At 70.9% G+C, this 26934-nt stretch carries 25 protein-coding genes; 10 read left to right on the top strand and 15 right to left on the bottom strand.

Annotated features, from left to right (window positions below; translation table 11 throughout):
• Window positions 1-2 precede the first annotated feature (2 nt).
• From KLK06_RS16060 to KLK06_RS16035, 6 genes are all read right to left on the bottom strand, one after another.
• Entirely contained in the window at window positions 3-320 is a 318-nt protein-coding gene (locus KLK06_RS16060) for a non-heme iron oxygenase ferredoxin subunit (protein ID WP_214636280.1), read from the bottom strand.
• Complete coding sequence (sufD, locus tag KLK06_RS16055) at window positions 317-1441, bottom strand: Fe-S cluster assembly protein SufD (RefSeq protein WP_214636279.1); 1125 nt, start codon at window positions 1439-1441, stop codon at window positions 317-319. Before sufD ends, KLK06_RS16060 begins: the two co-directional genes overlap by 4 nt.
• Window positions 1441-2853: a Fe-S cluster assembly protein SufB gene (gene sufB, locus KLK06_RS16050; RefSeq protein ID WP_214636278.1), complete on the bottom strand. Its 1413-nt coding sequence runs from the start codon at window positions 2851-2853 to the stop codon at window positions 1441-1443. Before sufB ends, sufD begins: the two co-directional genes overlap by 1 nt.
• The gene (locus KLK06_RS16045; protein ID WP_214636277.1) at window positions 2850-3563 is read right to left on the bottom strand and encodes a metalloregulator ArsR/SmtB family transcription factor; all 714 of its coding nucleotides are present in this window, start codon (window positions 3561-3563) and stop codon (window positions 2850-2852) included. Before KLK06_RS16045 ends, sufB begins: the two co-directional genes overlap by 4 nt.
• A 91-nt stretch (window positions 3564-3654) precedes the next feature.
• A complete protein-coding gene (locus KLK06_RS16040; RefSeq protein WP_214636276.1) occupies window positions 3655-4878 on the bottom strand; it encodes a multidrug effflux MFS transporter in 1224 nt (407 codons plus the stop codon).
• A gap of 92 nt (window positions 4879-4970) precedes the next feature.
• The gene (locus KLK06_RS16035) at window positions 4971-5747 is read right to left on the bottom strand and encodes a VOC family protein (RefSeq protein WP_214636275.1); all 777 of its coding nucleotides are present in this window, start codon (window positions 5745-5747) and stop codon (window positions 4971-4973) included.
• Between the two features lie 180 nt (window positions 5748-5927).
• On the opposite strand from KLK06_RS16035, the gene KLK06_RS16030 reads away from it, so the two are divergent.
• The 3 genes from KLK06_RS16030 to KLK06_RS16020 all read left to right on the top strand — a co-directional run bounded on the left by KLK06_RS16030 (window position 5928) and on the right by KLK06_RS16020 (window position 8812).
• Entirely contained in the window at window positions 5928-6836 is a 909-nt protein-coding gene (locus KLK06_RS16030; protein ID WP_214636274.1) for an ABC transporter ATP-binding protein, read from the top strand.
• Window positions 6833-7600 (top strand): ABC transporter permease, encoded by a 768-nt coding sequence (locus KLK06_RS16025; RefSeq protein ID WP_214636273.1) that lies wholly within the window; start codon window positions 6833-6835, stop codon window positions 7598-7600. The genes KLK06_RS16030 and KLK06_RS16025 overlap by 4 nt, the downstream gene beginning before the upstream one ends.
• 300 nt (window positions 7601-7900) lie before the next feature.
• A complete protein-coding gene (locus KLK06_RS16020; RefSeq protein WP_214636272.1) occupies window positions 7901-8812 on the top strand; it encodes a DMT family transporter in 912 nt (303 codons plus the stop codon).
• 19 nt (window positions 8813-8831) lie between these two features.
• On the opposite strand, the gene KLK06_RS16015 is transcribed toward KLK06_RS16020, so the two are convergent.
• The 7 genes from KLK06_RS16015 to KLK06_RS15985 form a co-directional block, all read right to left on the bottom strand.
• Window positions 8832-9503 (bottom strand): GntR family transcriptional regulator, encoded by a 672-nt coding sequence (locus tag KLK06_RS16015; RefSeq protein ID WP_214636271.1) that lies wholly within the window; start codon window positions 9501-9503, stop codon window positions 8832-8834.
• A gap of 60 nt (window positions 9504-9563) precedes the next feature.
• Complete coding sequence (locus tag KLK06_RS16010; protein ID WP_214636270.1) at window positions 9564-10502, bottom strand: ornithine cyclodeaminase family protein; 939 nt, start codon at window positions 10500-10502, stop codon at window positions 9564-9566.
• Between the two features lie 76 nt (window positions 10503-10578).
• On the bottom strand, window positions 10579-11589 hold the full coding sequence (locus KLK06_RS16005; protein WP_214636269.1) for a proline racemase family protein: 1011 nt from the start codon (window positions 11587-11589) through the stop codon (window positions 10579-10581).
• Window positions 11586-12479, bottom strand: coding sequence for a dihydrodipicolinate synthase family protein (locus tag KLK06_RS16000; RefSeq protein ID WP_214636268.1), 894 nt, complete (start codon window positions 12477-12479; stop codon window positions 11586-11588). Before KLK06_RS16000 ends, KLK06_RS16005 begins: the two co-directional genes overlap by 4 nt.
• Window positions 12480-12496: 17 nt before the next feature.
• Entirely contained in the window at window positions 12497-13843 is a 1347-nt protein-coding gene (locus KLK06_RS15995; RefSeq protein WP_214636267.1) for an NAD(P)/FAD-dependent oxidoreductase, read from the bottom strand.
• Window positions 13840-14082 carry a (2Fe-2S)-binding protein gene (locus KLK06_RS15990; RefSeq protein ID WP_214636266.1) on the bottom strand — a complete coding sequence of 81 codons (243 nt, stop codon included), beginning with the start codon at window positions 14080-14082 and terminating at the stop codon, window positions 13840-13842. Before KLK06_RS15990 ends, KLK06_RS15995 begins: the two co-directional genes overlap by 4 nt.
• Entirely contained in the window at window positions 14079-15266 is a 1188-nt protein-coding gene (locus KLK06_RS15985; protein ID WP_214636265.1) for an FAD-binding oxidoreductase, read from the bottom strand. Before KLK06_RS15985 ends, KLK06_RS15990 begins: the two co-directional genes overlap by 4 nt.
• 97 nt (window positions 15267-15363) lie before the next feature.
• Here KLK06_RS15985 and KLK06_RS15980 point away from each other — a divergent pair, with 97 nt between their 5' ends.
• Window positions 15364-16365, top strand: a complete 1002-nt coding sequence (locus tag KLK06_RS15980) for a COX15/CtaA family protein (protein WP_308168278.1) — start codon at window positions 15364-15366, stop codon at window positions 16363-16365.
• Window positions 16366-16418: 53 nt separating this feature from the next.
• On the top strand, window positions 16419-17123 hold the full coding sequence (locus tag KLK06_RS15975; RefSeq protein ID WP_308168277.1) for an ElyC/SanA/YdcF family protein: 705 nt from the start codon (window positions 16419-16421) through the stop codon (window positions 17121-17123).
• Here KLK06_RS15975 and KLK06_RS15970 read toward each other — a convergent pair.
• Together KLK06_RS15970 and KLK06_RS15965 are read right to left on the bottom strand one after the other, a co-directional pair.
• A complete protein-coding gene (locus KLK06_RS15970) occupies window positions 17099-18292 on the bottom strand; it encodes a PrsW family intramembrane metalloprotease (RefSeq protein ID WP_214636264.1) in 1194 nt (397 codons plus the stop codon). The two genes, KLK06_RS15975 and KLK06_RS15970, sit on opposite strands and share 25 nt — an antisense overlap.
• Window positions 18293-18346: 54 nt before the next feature.
• Window positions 18347-19291, bottom strand: a complete 945-nt coding sequence (locus KLK06_RS15965; protein WP_214636262.1) for a heme o synthase — start codon at window positions 19289-19291, stop codon at window positions 18347-18349.
• 332 nt (window positions 19292-19623) lie between these two features.
• Between KLK06_RS15965 and tkt the strand changes: the two genes are divergently transcribed.
• Genes tkt through KLK06_RS15940 form a run of 5 tightly spaced genes read left to right on the top strand, consistent with a single transcriptional unit; the run spans window position 19624 to window position 26906 of the window.
• Window positions 19624-21654 (top strand): transketolase, encoded by a 2031-nt coding sequence (tkt, locus tag KLK06_RS15960; protein WP_250905534.1) that lies wholly within the window; start codon window positions 19624-19626, stop codon window positions 21652-21654.
• Between the two features lie 6 nt (window positions 21655-21660).
• A complete protein-coding gene (gene tal / locus KLK06_RS15955) occupies window positions 21661-22752 on the top strand; it encodes a transaldolase (RefSeq protein WP_214636260.1) in 1092 nt (363 codons plus the stop codon).
• Window positions 22752-24365, top strand: a complete 1614-nt coding sequence (locus KLK06_RS15950; protein ID WP_214636259.1) for a glucose-6-phosphate isomerase — start codon at window positions 22752-22754, stop codon at window positions 24363-24365. Before tal ends, KLK06_RS15950 begins: the two co-directional genes overlap by 1 nt.
• Before the next feature lies 1 nt (window position 24366).
• Window positions 24367-25992 (top strand): glucose-6-phosphate dehydrogenase, encoded by a 1626-nt coding sequence (zwf, locus tag KLK06_RS15945; RefSeq protein WP_250905533.1) that lies wholly within the window; start codon window positions 24367-24369, stop codon window positions 25990-25992.
• Window positions 25992-26906, top strand: coding sequence for a glucose-6-phosphate dehydrogenase assembly protein OpcA (locus KLK06_RS15940; RefSeq protein ID WP_214636258.1), 915 nt, complete (start codon window positions 25992-25994; stop codon window positions 26904-26906). The genes zwf and KLK06_RS15940 overlap by 1 nt, the downstream gene beginning before the upstream one ends.
• Window positions 26907-26934: the final 28 nt, after the last annotated feature.

Below are 26934 nucleotides of genomic sequence, written 5' to 3'. Positions count from 1 at the left end.
TTTTATGACTCCTTCGAGAGCGAGACGAGGACGTCGTCGCCGTCGATCTGGACTGTGTAGACGTTCACGGGTCTGGTGGCGGGCGGCCCGGTGGGTTTGCCGGAGCGGACGTCGAAGCACGAGCCGTGCAACCAGCATTCGAGTGTGCCGTCGTAGACCTCCCCCTCGCTGAGCTTGACCTCGGCGTGGGAGCAGACGTCGTGCAGGGCGAACACCTCGCCGCCCTTGCGGACCAGCGCGACAGGGGTCTCCCCCACCTCCACGCCGATCACTCCGCCGTCGGGGATGTCCTCGACCTTGCACACTTTCTCAAGACTCATCGCGCGAGCTCCGCCTCCACCGCGTTCAGCACGCGATCGCGGATCTCCGCCACCTGGATCTTCTCGATGAGCTGGCCGAGGAAGCCCTTGACGACCAGGCGCCGAGCCTCGTCGAAGGGGATGCCGCGGGCCTGCAGGTAGAAGATGTGCTCGTCGTCGAGGCGCCCGGAGGCGCTGGCGTGGCCGGCTCCGGCCACCTCGCCGGTGAGGATCTCCAGGTTGGGCACCGAGTCGGCGCGGGCGCCGTCGGTGAGGATCAGGTTGCGGTTGAGCTCATAGGTGTCGGTGCCCTCGGCCTCGACCCTGATGATCACATCGCCGATCCATACGGCGTGCGCGTCCTGGCCCTGCAGGGCGCCGCGATAGTCGACGTTGCTCTTGCAGTGGGGCTGCGAGTGGTCGACCAGGAGGCGGTGCTCCAGGTGCTGGCCCGCGTCGGCGAAGTAGACGCCGGACAGGTCGGCGTCGCCGCCCGGGCCGGTGTAGGACACGCTCGGCGACAGGCGCACCAGGTCGCCGCCCATGGTCACCGCGAAGCCCTTGAACGTGGCGTCCTTGGCGAGCTGGGCGTGGTGGTGGGAGACGTGCACGGCGTCGGCGTCCCAGTCCTGCAGGCTGACGACCTTGAGCGTGGCGCCGTCGCCGACGACGAACTCGATGTTGTCGGCGTAGACCGCGCTGCCCTGGTGTTCGAGGACGACCACGGCCTCGGCCATCGGCTCCACCACGACCACGATGTGGCCGTAGGTGACCCCGTCGCTGCCGCCGCCGCGCACCTCGATGCGGATGTGCTCGGCGGGCACCGTCTCCTTGGGCACGGTCACGACCAGCGCCTTCTCGAAGGCGTTGTAGGCCTGCGCGCTGACGCGGTCGGCCGGCACGTACGCCTTGCCGATGCGCGCGTCATCGCGCCCGACCCATTCGGCGGTGACGCCCGCCGGCGTGTAGGTCTGGGTGAGCACCCGGCCGGTGATCGCCGCCTTGCCGCTGTGCAGGCCCTTCAGGCGGGACAGCGGCGTGAAACGCCATGCCTCTTCGCGCCCTGTCGGAACATCGAAGTCGTCCAGGTCGTAGGACGCCTTCTCGTGCAGGGTCGACAAGGGCTTTTCGGTCAGGCCCATCAGCCGACGGCTCCTTCCATCTGCAGCTCGATGAGGCGGTTGAGCTCGAGGGCGTACTCCATGGGGAGCTCGCGCGCGATCGGCTCGACGAAGCCGCGCACGATCATCGCCATCGCCTCGTCCTCGCCGAGACCACGGCTCATGAGGTAGAACAGCTGGTCCTCGCTCACCTTGGAGACCGTGGCCTCGTGACCCATCGAGACGTCGTCCTCGCGGACGTCGACGTAGGGGTAGGTGTCGGAGCGGCTGATCTGGTCGACCAGGAGCGCGTCGCACTTGACCGTGCTGGCGCTGCCGTAGGCGCCCTCCTCGATCTGGACGAGACCGCGGTAGGAGGTGCGGCCGCCACCGCGCGCCACCGACTTGGAGATGACGGTGGAGCTCGTGTGCGGAGCCAGGTGCACCATCTTGGAGCCGGCGTCCTGGTGCTGGCCCTCGCCCGCGAAGGCGACGCTCAGCGTCTCACCCTTGGCGTGCTCGCCCATCAGGTAGACGGCCGGGTACTTCATGGTGACCTTGGAACCGATGTTGCCGTCGATCCACTCCATGGTCGCGCCCTCGTAGGCGACGGCGCGCTTGGTGACCAGGTTGTAGACGTTGTTGGACCAGTTCTGGATGGTCGTGTAACGGCAGCGGGCGTTCTTCTTCACGACGATCTCGACGACCGCGGAGTGCAGCGAGTCGGAGGAGTAGATCGGCGCGGTGCAGCCCTCGACGTAGTGGACGTAGCTACCCTCGTCGACGATGATCAGCGTCCGCTCGAACTGGCCCATGTTCTCGGTGTTGATCCGGAAGTAGGCCTGCAGCGGGATCTCGACCTCGATGTTCGGCGGCACGTAGATGAACGAGCCACCGGACCACACGGAGCTGTTGAGCGCGGCGAACTTGTTGTCGCCGACCGGGATGACCGAGCCGAAGTATTCTCTGAAGAGCTCCTCGTGCTCCCTCAGGCCCGTGTCGGTGTCGACGAAGATGACGCCCTTCTCCTCGAGGTCCTCACGGATCTTGTGATAGACGACCTCGGACTCGTACTGGGCGGCGACACCGGCGATGAGGCGCTGCTTCTCCGCCTCGGGGATGCCGAGCTTGTCATAGGTGTTCTTGATGTCGTCGGGCAGCTCGTCCCAGGAAGCGGCCTGCTTCTCGGTCGAGCGCACGAAGTATTTGATGTTGTCGAAGTCGATGCCCGTGAGGTCGGAACCCCAGGTGGGCAGGGGCTTCTTGCCGAACAGGCGGAGGCCCTTCAGGCGAAGGTCGAGCATCCACTCCGGCTCGTTCTTGAGCGCGGAGATGTTGCGGACGACCTCCTCGGACAGGCCGCGCTTGGCCACCGCTCCTGCGGCATCCGAGTCGGACCAGCCGAACTTGTAATTCCCGAGGCCTTCCAGCTCCGGGCGGTCGGTGACAGTCACCTTCCGGTCTCCTTGCTTTTGTCGCTATGGGTGGCCTTGCTCGCTGCAAGGCCCAGCGCGTGCGGGCTCACATGGGTGGTGCAGACCCCGTCGCCGTGCGCGATCGTGGCCAGGCGCTGCACCGGGGTGCCGAGCAGTTGCGCGAACGCCTCCGTCTCGGCCTCACACAGCTGCGGGAACTCCGCCGCCACGTGCGCCACCGGGCAGTGATGCTGGCAGAGCTGGTCGCCGCCCGACTTGGCCTTGGTGGCCGAGGCGGCGTACCCCTCCGCCGACAGCGCCTGTGCCAGCACTTGTACGCGCTGGTCGACCGGCACCGTCAGCATGACCGGCTCCAGCCGCCGCACCAGGCTGGACACCTGCGAGCGGGCGAAGTCGGCCACTGCTTTCTCGCCCACGCGCTCGGCCAGGAAACGCAGCGCGCTGCCGGCCAAATCGTCATAGGCGTGCTCGAAAGCACTGCGCCCCGCGTCGGTGATGGCGAACAGCTTGGCCGGCCGCCCTCGTCCGCGCTGTCCGCGCGGCCGTACAGTACGAGGCTCGATCATTCCGTCGGTCAGCAGCGCGTCAAGATGACGGCGGACGGCGGCGGGCGTGAGCCCGAGCCGCTCGCCCAGCGCGGCCGCCGCGACGGGACCGTGCTCAAGGATCAGCCGAGCGACACGGGCGCGGGTGCCGCGCTCGTTTCCTGGCTCAATCGACGTGGGCACGTTTTTCACAACATCAGTGTGCCGTAATTCCTTCCCACTTCACAAATGGATCCAGGAATACGGGGAATGGAATTTCTCACGCAGGGTAGGCTTACCTAACTCGGCCGATGACCAGGAACGCCACCGCGGAGCAGGCGATGAGCGCCAGCATCACCGAGGCCATCGGCACTGCCGTGCCCGCGCCCACCAAGCCGACCAGCGGCGCGGCCAAGGCGCCCAGCGCGAACTGGAGCACACCGAGCAGGGCGGAGGCACTGCCCGCGATCTGCTGCGGCTGACTGGCCAGGGCCAGCGCACCGGTGCCCGGAAGCACCAGACCCTGGCCGCACATGATAACGAACAGCGCGGCGACGATGCCCGCCAGGCCCAGTCCGAGGACGGCGGCGGCCAGCAGCAGCGCCCCGCCGGCCAGGGCCACGCACAGACCGGTGACCACCAGGCGGGCCGGCGCCACCCGCCCCGAGAGCCGCCCGCCGACCTGGGCCATGAGGGTCAGGCCGAGCGCGTTGAGGCCGAAGATGAGCGAATACTGCTGCGGTGTGGCGTGGTACACCTCCTGCAGCACGAAGGGCGAGCCGGAGATGTAGCCGAACATGGCGGCGAAGGCCAGCCCGGCGGTCAGCGCGCCGCCCATGAACGAGCGGTCGCGCAGCAGCCGCCAGAAGACGCGCACGGTGTGCTTGAGGCCGCCGCTCTCCCGCTGGTGCGCGGGCAGCGTCTCGCGGACCCCGCCGAGCATGGCCACGAGCAGCACGATCCCGGCGATGCTCAGCGCGACGAAGACGCCGCGCCAGGAGGTGAAGGCGAGCAGTTGCGCGCCCGCGATCGGGGCCAGGATCGGCGCGAGGCCGCTGACGAGCATGAGCGTGGCGAAGATGCGCGCGATGGCGGCGCCGTCGTAGAGGTCGCGGACGACGGCCCGGACGATGACCAGGACCGCGCCGCCCAGCATGCCCTGCAGCAGGCGGAACACGATGAGCACCGGCACCGAGGGGGCGAAGGCGCACAGCAGCGAGGCGAGCGCGTACCCGGCCACGCCCACGATCAGCGGCAGCCGCCGGCCGCGCACATCGCTCACCGGTCCGGCGACCACCTGGCCGACGGAGACGCCGATGAGGCAGGCGGTCAGCGTCAGTTGTACCTGCGCGGGGGTGCTCAGCAGTTCGCCGGTGATGGCGGGCAGCGCGGGCAGGTACATGTCGATCGAGAGCGGGCCGATGGCCGACAGCGCTCCCAGGATGATCAGCAGAAGTCCGCGGCGGTTTTCCTTGACTACAGGTGACGTGATGACTGGCGTGGCTTCTGCCACGGACATGCGTGAACCCCTCTCCCTCGCAGGCGTGTGACCCACGAGGGCCGAGGGGTCTAACCAACATCCGGTCGGCCGGATTCCCAATTATGGGATGTTTAACTGATTTCGCGGAGTTGGATCACGGACAGTGCCGCTCCCTGCGGGTCGGTGAGCATCGCGAACCGTCCCGGAGGCGCGTCCATGGCGCCGACGAGGATCGTGGCCCCCGCGCGCTCGGCCGCGCCGACGGTGGCGTCGAGGTCGGCGACGGCGAAGTAGGTCATCCAGTGGGACGGCGTCTCCGGGGGGTACTGCGGCGCCATCTCGATCATGCCGGCGATGCTCGCGTCCCCGCCGTGCCATTCGGTGTACTTCACGCCCTCCATCTCCTGGAGGTGCGGGCTCCAGCCGAAGACGGCCGAGTAGAAGCGCTCCGCGGTGGCGACGTCGCGGGTGACGAGCTCGTTCCAGCAGAAGGAGACCGGCTCGTTGACCAGCTCGGCGCCGTTGTGCCGGCCGGCCTCCCAGATCGAGATGAACGACCCGTCGGGCGACTGGAAGACGGCCATGGTGCCTTCCTCGAACACCTGCATGGGCTCCATGACGACACTCCCGCCCGCGTTCTTGACCCGGTCGGCGGTGGCGGCGGCGTCTTCGGTGGCGACGTAGGTGTTCCAGGTCGCGGGCATGCCCTCGCCGAAGGCGGGGCCCACTCCGGCGACCTTCTTGCCGTTGTAGGTGAACTGGCCGTAGCCCCCGGCCGCCGGATCGTCGATCATCTCCGCCCGCCAGCCGAAGACCTCGTCGTAGAAGCGGACGGACGCCTCGACGTCGGTGCTCGACAGATCCACCCAGCATGGAACGCCGGGCGCATAGCCACTGCGTTGTGACATGGCAACCTCCTGTGATGTGGACGTCACTCTCAGACTTTCACTCCTGGTGGGGACTTTCCGAGAAATGGCCGGGTCAATAGCTGTCCATATCCGGCCACCATCCGGCCACGATCGGGCTTGGCGGGGGACCGGGCAGGGTTGCCAGGCGAACCGTCGCCGGCAGTCCCTAAACTCGTGGCCATGGAATCCCCAGCCGTCGAGCTCATCGACCTGGTCAAGCGTTACGGCGGCAGCACCGCCGTCGACGGCCTGTCGCTGCGCGCCGAGCGTGGCGCGGTCACCGCCGTGCTCGGGCCCAACGGCGCCGGCAAGACGTCCACGGTCGAGATCTGCGAGGGGTTCCGCACGGCCGACTCCGGCACGGTGCGGGTGCTGGGCCTGCCGCCCGACCGGCCTGCGCTGCGGCCCCGGGTGGGCGTCATGCTCCAGGCCGGCGGCGTGCCGCCCGCGATGCGCTGCGGGGAGTTCCTCCGCCTGATCTCGCGCTTCTACGCCCGTCCGCTCGACGCCTCCGCGCTACTGGTACGGCTCGGCCTGGCCGAGCATGCCCGTACCCCTTACCGCCGCCTGTCGGGGGGCCAGCAGCAGCGGCTCTCCCTGGCCGCGGCGGTCATCGGCCGGCCGGAGCTGGTGTTCCTCGACGAGCCGACGGCCGGGCTCGACCCGCAGGCCAGGCACGCCTGCTGGGACCTGGTGGGCGAGCTGCGGGCCGCGGGGGTCTCGGTGGTGCTCACCACACACCACATGGACGAGGCCGAACGCCTGGCCGACCAGGTGGTGATCATCGATCGGGGCCGGGTGGTGGCCGAGGGCAGCCCGGAGTCGCTGACCGGGGCCGAGCGGCAGCTTCGCTTCAGGGCCCGGCCGGGGCTCTCGCTGGACGAGCTGCTCAACGCGTTGCCCGGTGGCAGCGCCGCCAAGGAGTCGCCCGCGGGCCACTACATCATCGAGGGCCAGGTGGGCCCGGAGCTGCTGGCGACCGTGACGACCTGGTGCGCCGCCGAGGGCGTCATGGCCGCCGACCTGAGCATCGAGCGCCGTACGCTCGAAGACGTCTTCCTGGAGCTGACCGGCAGGGAGCTGCGATGACCACGCTCGACTTCACCCCCGCCCCGGTGGCGGCGCCGTTCGCGCGCATGGTGCTGGCGCAGGCTGCGGCCGAGACGCGCCAGACGCTGCGCAACGGCGAGCAACTGCTGCTGACGTTGATCATCCCGGTGCTGCTGCTCGTCGGGTTCTCCCTGGCCCCGCTGATCGACATCGGCGGGGGCCGGCGGATCGACTTCCTCGCGCCGGGCGTGCTCGCGCTGGCGATCATGTCGACGGCGTTCACCGGGCAGGCGATCGCGACGGGCTTCGAGCGCCGCTACGGCGTGCTGAAGCGGCTCGGCGCGACCCCGCTGTCCAGGGCCGGGCTGTTGCTGGCCAAGACGGTGGCGGTGCTCGCGGTGGAGGGCGTCCAGGTCGTGGTGATCGTGGCGGTCGCGCTGGCGCTCGGCTGGCGGCCCCAGGGCTCGCCGGTGGCCGCGGTGCTGCTCGTGCTGCTGGGCACGGCGGCGTTCAGCGGGCTGGGGCTGCTCATGGCGGGCCTGCTGCGGGCCGAGGCGACGCTGGCCGCGGCCAACCTGGTCTACCTGGTGCTGCTCGGCGCGGGTGGGGTGATCTTCCCCCTGGACAAGTTCCCGGCCGGGGTGCGGCCGGCCCTGGAGCTGCTGCCGATCTCGGCGCTGACCCGCGGGCTGCGTTCCGTGCTCGCCGAGGGCGCGGCCCTGCCGCTGGGGGCGCTGGCGGTGCTGGCCGCCTGGGCGGTGCTGTCCCTGGGCCTGGCCTCGCGCACGTTCCGCTGGGAGTGAGCAGCACCGGCGCCCAGCAGCAGCGCGGCGACGCCGACGGTCGGCAGGCTGACGTACGCCGCCACCAGCGCGTACCCGGCGCAGAGGTGCGCTCCCCCGACGGCGATGAGCACGGGCGGCGGCCACGTCCGCGACAGGCGTTTGACCGGCCTGGTGAACAGCCACAGGCCTACCCCGTAGGTTCACGGCGAAGCGAATTGTCGGCTTCAATGATCAACGCGTATTACTACCACCTCGGTGAGGGAATGTCGGCCTGGCTCGGTACCGTTCTACCCGCCAGCCGACCTACCGAGGAGTGCCGTGACCGCGTTCGCCCTGGATGATCCTTTCGACCGCGGATCGGGGCTTCCCAAACCCGGCAGTGTGCTGCGTGCCGCCGCCGACTCCATCCCGCCTTCCGGGCTGGTGCTGCTGGCGATCTTCTCGGTGCAGCTCGGGGCGGGCTTCGCCAAGGAGCTGTTCGCGTCGCTGCCGCCGAGCGCGGTGGTGTTCCTGCGCATCGGGGCGGGCGCGCTGATCATGGGCGCGGTGGCCAGGCCCAAGTTGAAGGGGATGTCGTGGCGTGACCTGGGGGTCGGGCTCGGCTTCGGCGTGACGCTGGCGGTCATGAACCTCACCTTCTACGAGGCGATCGCGCGGCTGCCGCTGGGCATCGCGGTGGCGATCGAGTTCCTCGGGCCGCTGGGCGTGGCGGTCGCGGCGTCCAGGCGCCGGCTCGACCTGCTGTGGATCGGCCTGGCGGGGGCGGGTGTGGCGCTGCTCGCGCCGTGGGGCCAGTCGGCGTCGATGAGCTGGGTCGGCATCGGGCTCGCGATGGCGGCCGGCGCGTGCTGGGCCGCCTACATCCTGCTGTCGGCCTCGGTCGGGCGGCGCTTCCCCGGCACGACCGGGCTGTCGTTCGCGATGATCGTGTCGGCCATCGTGATCGCGCCGGTGGGCGTCGCGTCGGGCGGCGGCGACCTGCTCCAGCCGCAGTTGCTGCTGGTCGGGCTGGGTGTGGGGCTGCTGTCGTCGGTGATCCCGTACTCGCTGGAGCTGCAGGCGCTGCGCCGGATGCCGAAGCACGTGTTCGGCATCCTGATGAGCCTGGAGCCGGCGATGGCCGCCCTGGTCGGTGTGGTGGTGCTGGGCGAGCTGCTGCACGCGCAGCAGTGGGCGGCGATCATCTGCATCGTGGCCGCCAGCCTGGGGACCACGCGCGCCACGAAATGACATGACCCCCCGGGCGTGATCAGCGCGGGTCGGCCCAGATGCCGCGGACGTGCTGGATGTGCTCGGACATGATGGTGCGGGCCGCCTTGGTGTCGCCGGTCTTGAGCGCGTCGAGCAGCGCGACGTGCTCGCGGGCCGAGTCCGACAGCGTGCCGCGCTCCGACAGTTGCGAGAGGCCGTAGAGCCGGGCCCGGTTGCGCAGGTCCTTGACCACCTCGACCAGGTGGGCGTTGCCCGACAGGGTCAGCAGCTCCACGTGGAAGCGCAGGTCGGCGTCCACATAGCCGAGCAGGTCGCCCCGCTCGGCCGCGGCGACGATCTCCTCGGCGACGGGCCTGAGCCGTTCGAACTCCTCGGCGCGCGAGGCGTCGGCCAGGCGGGTCACGGTGGGCACCTCGATGAGCTGCCGGATCTCGGTCAGCTCGTCGAGATCGCGGTCGGACAGCTCGGTGACCCGGAAGCCCTTGTTGCGCACCGCCTCGACCAGCCCCTCCTTGGCCAGGTCGAGCATGGCCTCACGGACGGGCGTCGCGGAGACGCCGAACTGCGCGGCCAGCACCGGCGCGGAGTAGACCACCCCCGGGCGCATCTCACCGGTGATCAGCGCGGCACGGAGCGCGTGCGCGACCTGCTCGCGCAGGCTCTGCCGCTCGCCCACCATCGGCAGGTCGAGCCGGTTCTCGGCAGCCATCCGGCCATCCCCTCACTCTCAGTACACGCCCGCTGGATCACGCCCGTCGGGGACGCCCCGCTAGGCCCACGCCTCGTACGCGGCGGCGGCGACCACCAGGTCCTCCCACGCCATCCCGGTGCTCTTGAACACGCGGGGACCGGCACCCGTGGGCACCCGGCCGGCGACGAGGTCGGCGAGGTTCCCGGCGAGGTGACCGGTGGTGATCGTACCTTGGCGCACCGGGATGACCACATCCCCCGCCTCGGCCAGCGCCGCCGACCTGGCCTCGACCACGACGGTGGCGCGGGCCATGAGGTCGCCGTCCAGCTCACGGGCGTCGGGCTCGTGCGCTCCGACCGCGACGACCGTGGCGCCGTCGCGGACCAGCTCGCCGGGGAACAGCGGCTCCCTGGCCGTGGTGCAGCAGGCGATCAGGTCCGCCTCGGCCACGGGACGCAGGTCGGGGGCCTGGCCGTGCTCGGCCAGAGCCGGCAGGCCGTGCTCGCGGCAGCGGGCGGCGAGCTCTTCGGCGCGGTCGCGGTCGAGGCCGACGACCGTGACCCGCTCGACGGGCCGGACCGCGCTCAGCGCGAGGATGTGCCCCCACGCCTGCGGGCCGGTGCCGAACACCACCAGGGTGCGGGCGTCCGGCTCGGCCAGGTGCGTGACGGCCAGCGCCGAGACCGCCGGGGTGCGCAGCGAGGTGAGCGCGATGCCGTCCATGGCGGCCAGCGGGGTCAGGGTCTCGCCGTCGAGCAGCAGGTACGTGCCCTGGATGCGGGGCAGCCCGCGCGCGGCGTTGCCGGGCGCGACGGTGACGGCCTTCACGCCCGCGTAGCGTCCGGCGGCGGCGGGCATCAGCAGGAGCTGCCCGGCGGGCAGGTCGACGACCGGCCGCAGCGGCGTCTCCTCCGGATCGAGCCCGGCTCGCAGGGCTTCTTCCAGGATCCGTACGGCCCGCGCCACGGGCACCAGCCGCTCGATGGTGGCGGCGTCGAGGTAGGGCAGCGGGTTCACCGGAGCCCCGCGATGCCGGTGTGGCGGACGATCCTGAGCGGCTCGCCCGCGATGTGGTAGTCGGCCGTGCTGACGCTCATAGCTCGAACCCCTCGGGGAACGGATCGCGCGGGTCGAGGAAGTACTGGGCGGTACCGGTGACCCAGGCGCGGCCGGTGATGGCGGGCACGACCGCGGGCCGCCCGCCGACGGTGGTCTCCGCCAGCAGCCGGCCGACGAACCGGGTGCCGATGAACGACTCGTTGACGAAGTCCCAGCCGGCCGAGCCCACCGGCAGCTCGCCGCGGGCGTGCAACTGGGCCATGCGGGCGCTGGTGCCGGTGCCGCAGGGCGAGCGGTCGAACCAGCCCGGATAGATGGCCATCGCGTGCCGCGAGTGGTGCGCGTTGGAGCCCGGCGCGGCGAAGTAGACGTGGTGGCAGCCGCGGATGCGGTCGTCCTCGGGGTGCACGGGCTCGTCGGCGGCGTCGATGGCCGCCATCGTGGCCAGCCCGGCGGCGAGGATCTCGTTCTTGGCCTTGCGGTCGAAGGGCAGGCCGTAGTCGTCGAGGTCGACGATCGCGTAGAAGTTGCCGCCGTACGCCAGGTCGTACCGGATGTCGCCGAAGCCCGGCACGGTGACGACGGCGTCGAGCCTGTCGCAGTAGGCGGGCACGTTGCGCAGCGTCACCGACATGGCCATGCCGTCCTCGACGGCCACGTCCACCTCGACGAGCCCGGCGGGCACCTCCAGGCGCACGGTGGTGACCGGCTCGACGACCTCCACCATGCCGGTCTCCACCAGCACCGTCGCCACGCCGATGGTGCCGTGGCCGCACATCGGCAGCAGCCCGGACACCTCGATGAACAGCACGCCCCAGTCGGCGTCGGGCCTGGTCGGCGGCTGCAGGATGGCGCCGCTCATGGCGGCGTGGCCGCGCGGCTCGTTCATCAGCAGCCGGCGGATGTGGTCGAGGTGGTCGCGGAAGTAGACGCGCCGCTCGGCCATGCTCGCGCCGGGGATCACGCCCACACCACCGGTGATCACGCGGGTGGGCATGCCCTCGGTGTGCGAGTCGACGGCGTGGAAGACCCGCTTCGTCCTCATCGCAGGCCCTCCGCGAGCGCCTTCTCCGTCGCACCGTGTACGGCCGCCGCCTGCTCCTCCGTCAGCGGCACGCGCGGCAGGCGGCAGGGCCCGCCATGACGGCCCGCCAGGTCCATCGACAGCTTGATGGCCTGCACGAACTCCGTCTTGGAGTCCCAGCGCAGCAGCGGGTGGAGCTTGCGGTACAGGGGCAGCGCGGTGTCGAGGTCACCGGCCAGCGCGGCCCGGTAGAGGGCGACGCTGGAGGCGGGCAGCGCGTTGGGGTACCCGGCGACCCAGCCGACGGCTCCGGCCACCGCCAGTTCCAGCAGCACGTCGTCGGACCCGATCAGCAGGTCGAGCCCGGGGGCCAGCTCGGCGAGCTCATAGGCCCGGCGCGGATCGCCGCTGAACTCCTTCACGGCCACGATCAGACCCTCGCCGTACAGGGTCGCGAGCAGCGCGGGTGTCAGGTCCACCTTGGTGTCGTACGGGTTGTTGTAAGCGACGATCGGCACCCCGGCCTTGGCCACCTCGCGGTAGTGCGCGATCACGGACCGCTCGTCGGCCCGGTAGGTGTTGGGCGGCAGCAGCAGCACCGATCCGCAGCCCGCCGCACCCGCCTGCTCGGCCCAGCGCCGCGACTCCGCCGCGCCGTACGCGGCGGCGCCCGCCATCACGTTGGGCCCGCCGACGGCCTCGACGGCCGTCTCCACGACCTTGGTCCGCTCCTCGGGAGTGAGCGTCTGGTACTCGCCCAGCGATCCGTTGGGGACCACGCCGTCGCAGCCGTTCTCGACCAGCCAGCGGCAGTGGTCGGCATAGCCGTCGAAGTCGACGGACAGATCCGCGTGCAGCGGGAGCGCCGTGGCCACCATGACACCGTGCCAGGACTTAGCGCGATTTGTCATTAAAGTTTCCTCCAAAATCAGTGGGTGTCGAGGTCGGCGAGAGCGCCGAGAGAGATGGGTTGCGCGATGGGGCGGCGAGGGGGCCGGGGCCGCTCCCCGGCCAGGCAGGCGACCGCGTAGCCGCACACGCGGCCCTGGCACCAGCCCATGCCGGGCCTGGCCAGCAGCTTGACGGAGCGCGCGTCGGTGGCGCCGAGCGCCAGCGCCGCGCGTACGCGGGCGACCGGCACCTCCTCGCACCGGCACACCAGCGTGTCGTCGCGCAGCCAGCTCTGCCAGCCCGGCTTGACCGGATAGGCGTGGTGCAGCGCCTCCCCGAACGCGCGCATCCGCCGGCGCCGCCTGGCCAGCACGCCGGGGACCGGCGCTCCGGCGACGGCCAGGCCGGCGATGCGGCCCTCCAGCTCGGCCAGGTGCCTGCCGCCCACGCCGGTCGGCTCGCCCGCCGCCCAGACGCCGTCCACCGTGGTGCGCTGGCGGCCGTCCACCGCGAGCACGGGCATGCCGTCCGCGTCCGGCCGGGTCTGGCAGCCCAGCTCGACGCCGAGCTCGATCTGGGGGACGAAGCCGTAGCCGACGGCCAGCGTGTCGCAGGCCACTTCCCTGGTGGCGAGCACGTTCCAGTCGCCGTCGAGCCGCGCCACGGTGACCGCCTCCAGTTCGCGCTCGCCGTGCGCGGCGATCACCGCCTGGTGCGTCCGGTACGGCACGCGGTGCCTGGCCATGGCCAGGCCGTAGCCCGCCGCCTCCCCCGCCTTGCCCAGGGCCAGCACCGGATGCCGGGCCAGGGCCAGCCCGCCGTTGGCCTCGAACACGCCCAGCACCTCGGCCCCCGCCCCGGCCAGGCCGGCGGCCACGGGCAGCAGGAACGGCCCGGTGCCGCCGACGACCACCCGGCCGCCCGCGACCACGCCGTTGCCCTTGAGCAGCGCCTGGGCGCCGCCCGCCGTCAGGACGCCGGGCAGGTCCCAGCCGGGGAACGGCAGCGGCCGGTCGTGCGCGCCGGTGGCGATCAGGAGGTCGCGGCAGCGGATCGCCACCGGGCGGCCGTCCGGGGTCTGGCAGTGCACGGTCAGCCGGTCGCCGTCCCGCGTCACGGTCCACACCTGGTGTCCGAGCAGCACCTCGGCCCGCTCGCCCAGCGCGCGACCCTGGCGCAGGAACCGGTCCAGACCCGGGGTGGCGGTGTGCGCCGCTCCGGCCTGGTGGCGGAAGTACTGGCCGCCGAGGCGGGCTCCCGAGTCGACGAGAACCACGTTCAGGCCGCGCAGCGCCGCCGTCAGCGCCCCCGCCACCCCGGCGGGCCCGCCACCGACCACGACAAGATCGCAGGCCGCGCTCACGCGGTCGTCGGGCGCGCTCATGAGGTCGTCACCTCGTCTCCGGGCCGGGCCTCCAGCAGGCAGGCGCGTTCTGGGGGGCGGCCGTTCACCGTGATCAGGCAGTCGAAGCAGACGCCGATGCCGCAGAACAGCCCGCGCGGCCGGCCGCCGAAGCGGGTGGTGCGCCACGCGCGGACCCCGGCCGCGTGCAGGGCCGCGCCGATCGTCTGCCCCGGCTCGACCGGCACGGCCCGGCCGTCGATCGTGATCTGGAAGGTCACGCGGACTCCTCGGTCGCACGGGAGGACTCAGGCGAGGGCTCTACCGGAGTCCCGGATGAGAAGCGGTCCGGGCGGAAGGGACGCGGGTCCAGTTCGGGGCGGGCGCCGGTCAGGAGCTGCGACAGCACGAGCCCGGTCGCGGGCGCGAGACCGATCCCGGCCCCTTCGTGCCCGCACGCGTGATACAGCCCGGGCGCGCGCGGATCCGGCCCGATCACCGGCAGGTGGTCGGGACAGTACGGCCGGAAACCGCAGTACGACCTGATCACCCGCACCTCCCGGAGCACCGGGAACAGGGCGACGGCCTGAGCCGCCAGCCGGGCCAGCACCCGGGGCGAGGTCGTCCGGTCGAACCCGACCCGCTCCCTGCTAGCCCCGATGAGCACGGTCCCCGCCGGGGTGCCCTCGACCACGGCCGAGGTCTCCAGATCGGCCGAGTCGCTGGCCACGTTGGTGACGTAGGCGGCGGTGTAGACCTTGTGCCGGATCAGCGGCTCGCGCAGCGGCTCGGTGACCAGGATGAAGCCGCGCCTGGGCAGGACCGGCAGGTCCACGCCCGCGAGCCGGGCGATCTCGCCGCCCCAGGTGCCGGCCGCGTTGATCACCGCGCCGCCGAGGATGTCGCCCCGGTCGGTGCGTACGCCCGTCACCCGCTCGCCGGACCGCGTGAATCCGGTCACGGTGACACCGGTGCGCAGGTGCAGCGTCCCGTGGCCGTAGCTCTCCGCACCATGCCTGAGCAGGTGCGCGGCCGCCAGCATGGGCTGCACCTGGGCATCCTGCGGGTAGTACACGCCGCCCGCGAGCCCCTCGGCCAGGTGCGGCTCGTAACCGCGCAGGTCGGCGCCGGGCACCACGGCATACTCGACACCCTGCTCCGCCGCCAGCTCGACGAGCTGCTTCTGGACCTCGTCCGTCTCGGCGACGACCAGTCCGCCCTTGGGTTCGTACTCGAACCCGCCCATCGCGGCCAGCTCACCCCAGAGGCGGTTGGACAGCAGCGCCAGGTCCAGCTCCGGGCCCGGCTCCTTGTCCGAGACCAGCACGTTGCCCTCGCCCGCGCCCGTCGTGCCGCCCGCCACCGGGCCGCGATCCACCACGGTCACGTCCAGTCCGGCCCGGGCGGCGTAATAAGCGCACGCGGCGCCCACCACTCCGGCGCCGATGACAATCACATCGGACATTTCACCTCCCCGCCTGTAATATGTCACATACCCATGCTGGTTGAGAAGCACGTTCCCGGTGGGAGGACCGGACGACCAGGCCCTTACCATCGTTGACGTGAAGCTCGACGACGTGAAACTACCCACGGACCACCCCAACGCTCTGGTCCGGCGCCTGTTCTCCTTCTGGGCGCCGACCGCCGAGTCGATGCGCGGCTGGGCACTGGCCGCCGTGGTGGTCAACGCGGGCATCACGGTGACGGGCGCGGCCGTGCGGGTCACCGACTCGGGGCTCGGCTGCCCGACCTGGCCCAGATGCACGCCCGACAGCTTCGTGCCGATCGCGCATCCGGAGATCTCGCCCGTCACCATGGCCGTCGAGTTCGGCAACCGGCTGCTGACGTTCCTGGTGCTGGCGGTGGGGTTCGCCTGCGTGGTGTCGGCGATGCGGCTGGCCCCGCGGCGCCGTGCGCTGCTCCGGCTGGCCCTGCTGCAGCCCGCGGGCATCGTCTTCCAGGCGCTGTGGGGCGGGCTGGTGGTCAGGACCCTGCTCAACCCGTTCACGGTCAGCGTGCACTTCCTGGTCTCCATCGCGCTGATCGCCGGCTGCTGGGCGCTCTACGCGCGCGCAAGTGAAGGCGACGGGCCGGTCCGCCGGGTGACGCACCGCGACATCCGGCGCCTCGGCCACGTGCTGGTCGCGGCGGTGGCCGTGCTGCTGCTGGCCGGGGTGCTGGTGACCGGCACGGGGCCGCATTCCGGCGACGCGCTGGCCTCGCGCTTCGACCTCGACATCGAGAGCGTGGTGCGGCTGCACGCCGACATCGCCTACCTCGTGGTCGGGCTGTCGTTCGCGCTGATGTTCGCGCTGCACGTGACCGACGCGCCCAGAGCGGCCCGCCGGGCCGCTCTGGCGCTGATCGTGGTGGAGCTGGCCCAGGGCGTGATCGGCTACACGCAGTACTTCCTGGCGGTGCCCGCCTTCCTGGTCGGCGTGCACGTGCTCGGCTCGACCCTGGTCTGGATCGCCACGCTCAGAGTGGTCACCTCGCTGCGCACCCGCGACGCGCTGACGGCCCCGGCCGCCTCCTCCCCCACGGAAACACCGGCCAGAGTCTGAGCCGCTGTGCCAAGGTATGAGGGACTACGTCCCCCTACCTGTGAGGTCCTCGAGTGGCTTTCGCCCGCCCCGCTCGGAAGACCCTGCGCCGCCTGTACCAAGGACTGGTGCTGCTCAGCGTGATCGCCCTGGCGCCGATGACGTGGGCGTGGCTCGACAGCTCGGAGCGCCGCGTGGTGGCCGACACCGGCGGTTGGCTGGCCCGGGTGCCCGCCTCGCAAGTGGCGCTCGTGCTGGGCGCGGGCCTGTTCAGCGGCCACCCCTCCCCCTTCCTGGCCCGGCGGCTCGACATCGCGGCCGAGCTCTATCGAGCGGGCAAGGTCAAGGCGCTGCTGCTGTCTGGCGACAACAGCCGCAAGGAGTACGACGAGCCGACGGCCATGCGCGACTACCTGCGGGCCAGGGGCGTGCCCGACGCGGTGATGGTGCTCGACTACGCCGGGTTCGACACCTGGGACTCATGCGTGCGGGCCCGCCAGGTCTTCGGCGCCGAGCGGCTGACCGTGGTCACGCAGGTGTTCCACCTGCCGAGGGCGGTCGCACTCTGCCGTACGGCGGGCCTGACGACCTTCGGCGTGGGCGACGACTCCGCCAAGCAGTGGGCCGTGACCACCTACGCCTCGGCCACCCGTGAGCTGTTCGCCACCGGCAAGGCGTTCGCCGACGCGCTGGTGCTGCACTCGGCCCCGGTCTATCCCGGTCCGCGCGAGACCTCGCTGCGCGCGATCCTGGCTCAGCCGGGGGCGCCGGGCGCGTAGCCCGGTGGCGGGGCGCCCCGCGCCGCGGCTCTGAAGTGGGCGGGCGTCATCGGGAAGCCGGACCTGGCGGCGCTCATGCATTCGAGCAGGGCGCGCTGCTCCTCGTGGAAGGTCTGCTCGTCGACCATCCGCTTGGCGGCCCGCTCGTGCAGCAGGCCCAGCTCGGTCGCCGCGAGCTGGTAGTCGCGCATCGCGCGCAGTCCCCGCTTGCCGCCGTAGACCTTGGCCCACTGCCTGGCCTGCCGGCGCCGCGACAGGGCGGACAGCATGTAGATGTCGGCCCGGTTGACCAGCTTGGTCGGCTCGTACGGCGGCAGGTAGCGCTGGATCAGGGCGACGATGCGCCGCCGGTCCCTGAGCACCAGCGCGATGAGCACCACCAGCACGATCAGCAGCACCAGGTAGGCGATGACCAGGCCGGGGAAGCCGCCGTAGGAGGTGAGACCGTTCCAGAGACCGTGCAGGAGCATCGCGCCGACCCAGCCGGCCATGATGATGAAGACCCGGTCGGACCCGTTGCGCTGGGCGGCGTAGGCGACCGCGATGCCGATCATCGAGGTGAACAGCGGGTGCGCGAACGGCGACAGCACCCCGCGCAGCACCACGGTGACGGCCAGCCCCATGCCGCCCTGGTCGGAGCTGAGCGCGGCGACGTAGTAGCTGACGTTCTCGCTCATCGCGAAGCCGAGCCCGACCATGCTGGCGTAGATGACGCCGTCGGTCGGCCCGTCGAACTCGGCCCGGCGGAACCTGAGCAGCCCGAGCAGCACCAGCCCCTTCATCGACTCCTCGACCACCGGCGCGCCGAACGTGGCGGCGACGTTGCGCGCGTTGGCCGCGCTCAGGTTGGCGGTGTCGATGATGTAGTGCAGGTTGAGCGAGTTGATCAGGCCCGCGACAAGCACCGCCACCCCTGCTCCCCAGGCGAAGGCGAAGATGAGGTTGCTGCGCGGCTCCGGCTCCATGCGGTCGAGCGCGAGCACGGCGGCCAGCAGCAGCGGCACCGGCGCCAGCGCGAGGACGAGCGAGATGAAGAACTCCACGGGCGCGCCGTTGAGCACGTCGAAAGCGAAGGAGACGAGCGCGCACAGGCCGGTCACGATCAGCCCGATGATCAACGCGAACGACGGGCGGTCCTTCAACACCCAGCGTGGATCACGGGACGCCATACGGTGACTGTAACCGATCAAAAAGACACTGTCCCGCCCAGGTCGCGTGGCCCGTCAGCTCAGCAGCGGGTCGATGGCCACGGCGAGGAACAGCAGCGCCAGATAGGCGTTGGACCAGTGGAAGAAGCGCATCGGCCGCAGGTCGACACCGGTCTTGCCGGAGTTGAGGCGGGCCAGCAGGCGGTACACCTCCCACAGGCACATGACGCCCAGGACGCCGGCCGCGATCGGGTAGAACAGCGTGGTGCCCGCCACCGGCCACAAGGCCAGCGAGCAGAGCACGGTGGCCCAGGTGTAGGCGATCGACTCCCGGATCACCCGGCGCTCGGTGGCCACCACGGGCAGCATCGGCACCTCGGCCGCCGCGTAGTCCTCCTTGTAGCGCATGGCCAGCGTCCAGGTGTGCGGCGGCGTCCAGAAGAACACCACCCCGAACAGCACCAGCGGCGCCCAGTCGAGCCGCCCGGTGATGCCCGCCCAGCCGATCAGCACCGGCATGCAGCCCGCGATGCCGCCCCAGACGATGTTCTGGGCGGTGCGCCGCTTGAGGATCATCGAGTAGACGATGACGTAGAACAGGATGGCGCCGGTGGACAGCACGGCGGCCAGCCAGTTGGTGGTCAGCCAGAGGCCGAGCGTGGACAGCACGCCGAGCACGATGCCGAAGATGAGCGCGCCGGTCGGCGAGACCTGGTGCCTGGCCAGCGGGCGCCGCCTGGTGCGGCGCATCTTCTGGTCGATGTCGCGGTCCACGTAGCAGTTGAGCGCGTTGGCGCTGCCGGCGGACAGGGTGCCGAACACCATGACCGCCACCGACGTCCACAGCGGCGGCAGCCTGCCGGCCGCGAGGAACATCACAGGGAGCGTCGTGATCAGCAGAAGCTCGATGATCCGCGGCTTGGTGAGAGCGATGTAGGCCTTGACGAGCATGCCGATCGTCCTTGGCGGCTCGGCCGCGGGAGCGGGGGCCGTCGTCTGCCTGTTCGTCAGCACCGTCAAGGCGCTTCCAGCACGTGCGGAGTCAACGCGTAACCTCTGATTGGAGCGGAATCTCTTGGACGGACGCCAGGGCGTCCCTGTGACAACGAGAACAACCAAACTGTAGTAGCAGGGTCGTCCGGTCCGGCCAATGGGGGGACACGCACGGGGTGGAAGGGGAATCGATCGCCGACTCCACTCAGTTAGGGTCCGGTGTGGGCGGGATATGCCAACCGGTACCACCACAAGACAACTAGATTCCGGAGACCGAGCACTTGAGCACCGAACTCGTGCCAGCCCTCGAATGGACCGACCTAGACAAGCAAGCGGTCGACGTCGTTCGAGCCCTGGCCATGGACGCAGTCGAAAAGGCGGGTTCGGGTCACCCGGGCACCGCCATGAGCCTGGCTCCCGCCGCGTACCTGCTGTTCCAGCACGCGATGCGCCACGACCCCACGGATCCCACGTGGCTCGGGCGTGACCGTTTCGTCCTGTCGTGCGGGCACTCCAGCCTGACCCTGTACATCCAGCTGTTCCTGTCCGGATACGGACTCGGCCTGGACGACCTCAAGCGGTTGCGCCAGTGGGACAGCCTGACCCCCGGGCACCCCGAGCACGGGCACACGGCCGGTGTGGAGACCACCACGGGCCCGCTCGGCCAGGGCCTGGGCAACGCCGTCGGCATGGCCATGGCGGCCCGTCGCGAGCGCGGTCTGTTCGACCCCGACGCCGAGGTGGGCACCTCGCCGTTCGACCACCACATCTGGTGCATGGTCAGCGACGGCGACATCGAAGAGGGCATCAGCCACGAGGTCAGCGCGATCGCCGGCCACCAGAAACTGGGCAACCTGATCGTCATCTACGACGACAACCACATCTCCATCGAGGACGACACGCTGATCGCGAAGTCCGAGGACGTGGTCAAGCGCTACGAGGCCTACGGCTGGCACACGCTCAGCGTCGACTGGACCGAGACCGGCGACTACGTCGAGGACGTCCAGGCGCTGCACGCGGCGCTGGAGTCGGCGCGCGCCGAGACCGACCGGCCGTCGTTCATCCGCCTGCGCACGATCATCGGCTGGCCCGCCCCGAACAAGCAGAACACCGGCAAGATCCACGGCTCCGCCCTCGGCGCCGACGAGGTCGCCGCCACCAAGCGGGTCCTCGGCATGGACCCCGACAAGAGCTTCGACGTGCCCGCCGAGGTGCTGGAGCACGCGCGCGAGGTGGCACACAGGGGCCACGAGGCGCACGCCGCCTGGCAGAAGGGCTACGAAGCCTGGCGCGCGGCCAACCCCGAGCGCGCCGCCGAGCTGGACCGGATCTCCCGCCACGAGCTGCCCGCCGGCTGGACCGAGGCGTTGCCCACGTTCGACAAGGGCGGCTCGGTCGCCACCCGCAAGGCGTCCGGCGAGGTGCTCACCGCGCTCGCGCCGGTGCTGCCCGAGCTGTGGGGCGGCTCGGCCGACCTGGCCGAGTCCAACCTCACCACGATGAAGGGCGAGCCGTCCTTCATCCCCGAGGAGTACCAGACCAAGGACTTCCCCGGTAACCGCTACGGCCGCACGCTGCACTTCGGCATCCGCGAGCACGGCATGGGCGCCATTCTCAACGGCATCGCCCTGCACGGCGGCACCCGGCCGTACGGCGGCACGTTCCTGGTCTTCTCCGACTACATGCGCCCCTCGGTGCGCCTGGCGGCGCTGATGAAGCTGCCGGTCACCTACGTGTGGACGCACGACTCCATCGGACTGGGCGAGGACGGACCGACCCACCAGCCGGTCGAGCACCTGTGGGCGCTGCGCGCGATCCCTGGCCTCGACGTGGTGCGCCCCGGCGACGCCAACGAGACGGCCTACGCCTGGCAGACCGTGCTCCAGCACTTCGACCGGCCCGCCGCGCTCGCCCTGACCCGGCAGAACCTGCCGGTCTTCGAGGGCACCAGCGCCCAGGGCGTGGCCAAGGGCGGCTACATCCTGCACGAGGCGTCCGACGGGCAGCCCCAGGTGATCCTCATCGGCACGGGCAGCGAGCTGGAGCTGGCCGTGAACGGCCGCGAACTGCTCGAAGCCCAGGGCATCCCGACACGGGTCGTGTCGATGCCGTGTGTCGAGTGGTTCAACGGGCAGGACATTGCGTATCGGCAGACTGTTCTGCCGTCAGCGATCAAGGCCCGGGTCGCGGTCGAGGCGGGCATCGCCCTTGGCTGGCGAGAGTTCGTCGGCGAAAAGGGGGAAGTCGTCAGCCTTGAACACTTCGGCGCGTCCGCACCGTATAAGACGCTGTACGAGCAATTCGGGCTGACGGCGGAGCGCGTGGCCGCGGCGGCCAAGGCGAGCCTCGCCAAACTGGGTCACGACAAGGGCGAGACGACGGGAAACTGAACGAAAATGAGTGAGATCCTCAACAAGCTCTCCGGCCAGGGCGTGTCCATCTGGCTGGACGACATCAGCCGGGAGCGGCTGCGCACGGGCAACCTGGAGCAGCTGATCCGCGAGAAGAACGTGGTGGGCGTCACCTCCAACCCGACCATCTTCGCCGGCGCGCTCAGCAAGGGCGACGCCTACGACGCCCAGCTGCACGACCTGGCCGTACGCGGCGTCGAGATCGGCGAGGCCGTACGCGCCATCACCGCCTACGACATCCGCTGGGCCGCCGACGTGCTGCGCCCGGTCTACGACGCCACCGGCGGCGTCGACGGGCGCGTCTCGCTGGAGGTCGACCCTCGGCTGGCCCGCGAGAGCGAGAAGACCGTGGCCGAGGCGCGGGCGCTGTGGTGGCTGGTCGACCGGCCCAACCTGTTCATCAAGATCCCCGCGACGCTCGAGGGACTGCCCGCGATCACGCAGGCGATCTCCGAGGGCATCAGCGTCAACGTCACGCTGATCTTCTCGCTGGAGCGCTACCGCGCGGTCATGGACGCCTGGCTGGCCGGTCTGGAGGCCGCTCAGGCCAAGGGCCTCAACCTGGCCACGATCGAGTCGGTGGCGTCGTTCTTCGTCAGCCGGGTCGACACCGAGATCGACAAGCGGCTCGACCAGCTCGGCAAGCCGGAGCTCAAGGGCAAGGCCGGCATCGCCAACGCGCGCCTGGCCTACGCCGCCTTCGAGGAAGTGATGAACTCCGAGCGCTGGCAGCGGCTGCGCACCGCCGGTGCCCGCCCGCAGCGCCCGCTGTGGGCCTCGACCGGCGTCAAGAACCCCGACTACTCGCCCACGATGTACGTCGACCAGCTCGTCGCCCCCGGCACGGTCAACACGATGCCGGAGAAGACGCTCGACGCGACCGCCGCCGTCGCCACCATCACCGGCGACACCGTGCGCCCCTTCTACGAGGACGCGTGGAACACCATGGCCGCGCTCAAGGAGGCGGGCGTCGACTACGACGACGTGGTCAAGGTGCTGGAGGACGAGGGCGTGGAGAAGTTCGAGACCTCCTGGAACGAACTCCTCGAGAGCGTCAGCAAGAACCTGGTCCCCTGATGACCGTCTCGTACCGCGAGGAGGGGGTGGCCGACGCCGCCTCCTCCGCCGCGGGGCGGCTCGTCGCCGACGGCGTGCCCGCGCGGCTCGCCGCCGGCGATCCCACGCTGTGGGGCACGGACGCGGAGGCGGTGGCGGCCGTCCGGCTGGGCTGGCTGACCCTGCCCCGCACTTCGCGCGAGCTGCTGCCCGAGCTCGGCAAGCTGGCCGAGCGGGCGCGTGCCGAGGGCCTGACCAACGTGGTGCTGGCCGGCATGGGCGGTTCGTCGCTGGCGCCCGAGGTGATCTGCGCGACCGCCGACGTCCCGCTGACCGTCCTGGACACCACCGACCCAGGCCAGGTACGGCGGGCGCTGGAGGAGCCGCTCGACACCACGATCCTGGTCGTGGCCAGCAAGAGCGGCTCGACGGTCGAGACCGACAGCCATCTGCGCGTCTACGAGGAGCTCTTCCGCGAGGCGGGCATCGACCCGGCCGGCCGGATCGTGGTCGTCACCGACCCGGGCTCGCCGCTGGAGCAGGCGGCCGTGGACGCCGGCTACCCCCTGGTGCTGGCCGCGCCCGACGTGGGCGGCCGCTACTCGGCGCTGTCGGCGTTCGGCCTGGTGCCGAGCGCGCTGGCCGGAGCCGACGTGAAACGGCTGCTCGACGACGCCGAGGAGGTCCTGCCCCTGCTCTCGCTCGACGTCGGCAACCCCGGGCTCGACCTGGGCGCGGCGCTCGGCGGAGCGGCGCTCGCCGGACGCGACAAGCTGATTCTCGACGACCGGCTGTCCTCGATCAGCGGACTGCCCGAGTGGATCGAGCAGCTCGTCGCCGAGTCCACGGGCAAGAACGGCGTGGGCATCCTGCCGGTCGTCGGCGCCGAGCCGAACGGCGCCCGTGACGAGCTGATCGTCGGGATCGACTCCGACGACGGCGACGTGCGCGTCGACGGGCCGCTCGGCGCGCAGTTCCTCATCTGGGAGTACGCCACGGCCGTGGCCGGGCTGCTGCTGGAGATCGACCCGTTCGACCAGCCGGACGTGGCCGAGTCCAAGGCCAGCACGGCCGCGCTGCTCGACATGGAGGAGTTGCCGCTGGGCGAGCCGGTGCTGGTCGACGGGCCCGTGGAGGTCTACGGCTCGACCAAGGCCAAGGATCTGCCCGGCGTGCTGGCCGAGCTGCTCCACGCGGTGCCCGATGACGGCTACCTGTCCGTGATGGCCTACCTGGACCGGCTGTCGGCCTTCGATGTGTTCGTCCCTGAAGGCGCGGACTTCGAGCAGATGACCGACGCGTGGATGGCGGCCGACCCGGCCACGCTCCGGGCGCTGCTGGCCCTGCGCACCGACCGGCCGGTCACCTTCGGGTGGGGGCCGCGGTTCCTGCACTCCACCGGCCAGTATCACAAGGGCGGCCCGCAGAACGGGGTGTTCCTGCAGATCACCGGTGCCGTGGCCGACGACGTGCCGGTGCCCGGCAGGCCGTACACGCTGGGTGAGCTGCAGCTCGCGCAGGCGCTCGGCGACCTCGGGGCACTGCTGCAGCGCGGGCGGCCGATCGTACGCCTGCATTTGACCGATCGCGCGGCTGGAGTCGCGCACCTGCTCGCAGCCGCACAGGAGGCTTGAGATGACAGACCCCGAAGCACCTCCGGAGGAGGCCGCCACCCTTGACGGCACAGTGGCGGCGACCATAGCCACCTCAGCCGCGGGCACCGCCACCACCATCGAGGTGGCGGCCGCCAATCCGCTGCGCGATCCGCGCGACAAGCGGCTGCCGCGGGTGGCGGGACCTTGTGTCATGGTGCTGTTCGGCGTGACGGGAGACCTGGCCAAGCGCAAGCTGCTGCCGGCCATCTACGACCTGGGCAACCGGGGGCTGCTGCCGCCCGGTTTCTCGCTGGTCGGGTTCGCCAGGCGTGACTGGAAGGACCAGGACTTCGCCCAGGTGACCCATGACGCCGTCAAGGCGCACGCCAGGACGCCCTTCCGCGAGGAGGTCTGGAAGCAGCTGCGCGAGGGCATCCACTTCGTGCCCGGCGAGTTCTCCGACGACGGCGCGTTCGACGCGCTGGCGATGGCGCTGAAGGAGATCGACGAGACCCGGGGCACCGGCGGCAATTATGCGTTCTATCTGTCCGTGCCGCCGAAGTTCTTCCCCGTGGTGGTGGAGCAGCTCAAGCGGACCGGGCTGTCCGACGCGCCCGACGGGTCGTGGCGGCGCGTGGTGATCGAGAAGCCGTTCGGGCACGACCTGAAGTCGGCGCACGAGCTGAACGAGATCACCACCTCGGCCTTCCCGGAGAGCTCGATCTTCAGGATCGACCACTACCTGGGCAAGGAGACCGTCCAGAACATCATGGCCCTGAGGTTCGCCAACAACCTCTACGAGCCCATCTGGAACCGTAGCTACGTCGACCACGTGCAGATCACCATGGCCGAGGACATCGGCATCGGCGGCCGGGCCGGCTATTACGACGGCATCGGCGCGGCCCGCGACGTGATCCAGAACCACCTGCTCCAACTGCTCGCCCTGGTGGCGATGGAGGACCCGACGTCCTTCGACGCCTCCGCGCTGCGCCGGGAGAAGGAGAAGGTGCTCAAGGCCGTACAACTGCCGTCCGACCTGGGGCTCAACACCGCGCGCGGCCAGTACGACGCGGGCTGGCAGGGCGGCGAGAAGGTCGTCGGCTATCTGCAGGAGGACGGCATCTCCGCCGACTCCACCACTGAGACGTACGCGGCCATCAAGCTGGAGATCGCCAACCGGCGCTGGGCGGGCGTGCCGTTCTACCTGCGCGCCGGCAAGCGCCTCGGCCGCCGGGTCACCGAGGTGGCCGTGGTGTTCCAGCGGGCGCCGCACCTGCCGTTCAGCAAGGACGACACCGAGATCCTCGGGCAGAACGCGCTGGTCATCAGGGTGCAGCCGGACGAGGGCATCACCGTGCGGTTCGGCTCCAAGGTGCCGGGCACGGCCATGGAGGTGCGCGACGTCTCGATGGACTTCGCCTATGGGGAGTCGTTCCTGGAGTCGTCTCCCGAGGCGTACGAGCGGCTGCTGCTCGACGTGATGATCGGCGATCCGCCGCTCTTCCCGCACCAGCGGGAGGTCGAGCTGTCGTGGAAGATCCTCGACCCGATCGAGGACTTCTGGGCCACGCAGGGTCAGCCCGAGGGCTACCCGTCCGGCGCATGGGGACCGGAGTCCGCCGACGCGATGATGGCGCGCGACGGCCGCGTGTGGAGGAGACTCTGATGACCACCTTTATGCTCACCGACACGACGGCGGGGAAGATCTCCGCGCAGTTCACGCACCTGCGCCACCAGATGGGCGCGCCCGCCATAGGGATGGTGCTGACGCTGGTCGTGGTCTGCGAGGAGCGCGACCAGTACGACTCGCTGCGCGCGGCCAGCGAGGCGGCCCGCGAGCACCCCTCGCGCATCATCGTGGTGATCAACCGCGAGTCCGACGAGACCAACCGGCTCGACGCGGAGCTGCGCATCGGCGAGTCCACGCCGGGCGAGGTGGTCGTGCTGAGGCTGTACGGCGAGCTGACCGAGCACGCCGACTCGGTGGTCAGCCCGCTGCTGCTGCCCGACACGCCGGTCGTGGCCTGGTGGCCGGGCCTGGCGCCCGAGGTGATGTCCAAGGACCCGATCGGGATGCTCGCCCAGCGGCGCATCTCCGACGCCAGATCCGCGCACGACGGCGGGATCAAGTCGCTGGTGACCAGGGCCAAGGGCTACGCCCCCGGCGACACGGACCTGTCCTGGGCCCGGCTGACGCCGTGGCGCAGCCTGCTGGCGGCGGCCTTCGACCAGCCCGCGGGCCAGTTGCGCAAGGGTTCCGTCGAGGCGTCCGAGGGCAACCCGAGCGCGCCGCTGCTGGCCGCGTGGCTGTCGGAACGCCTCGGCGCGCCGGTCAAGGTGACCGAGTCCAACGGGCCCGGCCTCACCGCCGTACGGCTCACGATGACCGACGGCGAGCTGGCGGTGTCCAGGAGCGACGCCAGGCTGGCGACGCTGTCGCGGCCCGGCCAGCCGGACCGGATCGTGGCCCTGTCCCGGCGGCAGACCTCCGAGCTGCTGGCGGAGGAGCTGCGGCGGCTCGACTCCGACGAGATCTATGGGGTGGCGATCAAGCGGCTGGCCCGCACGCACAAGTCCTGACGCCTCTCCCACCGGCCGGCGTGGGCCC

This window comes from Nonomuraea sp. NEAU-A123 (genome assembly GCF_018603905.1).
In the GTDB taxonomy this organism is placed as follows: domain Bacteria; phylum Actinomycetota; class Actinomycetes; order Streptosporangiales; family Streptosporangiaceae; genus Nonomuraea.
The sequence above is the reverse complement of the archived record's forward strand: the minus strand, read 5'-3'. Positions and strand labels throughout refer to the sequence as shown.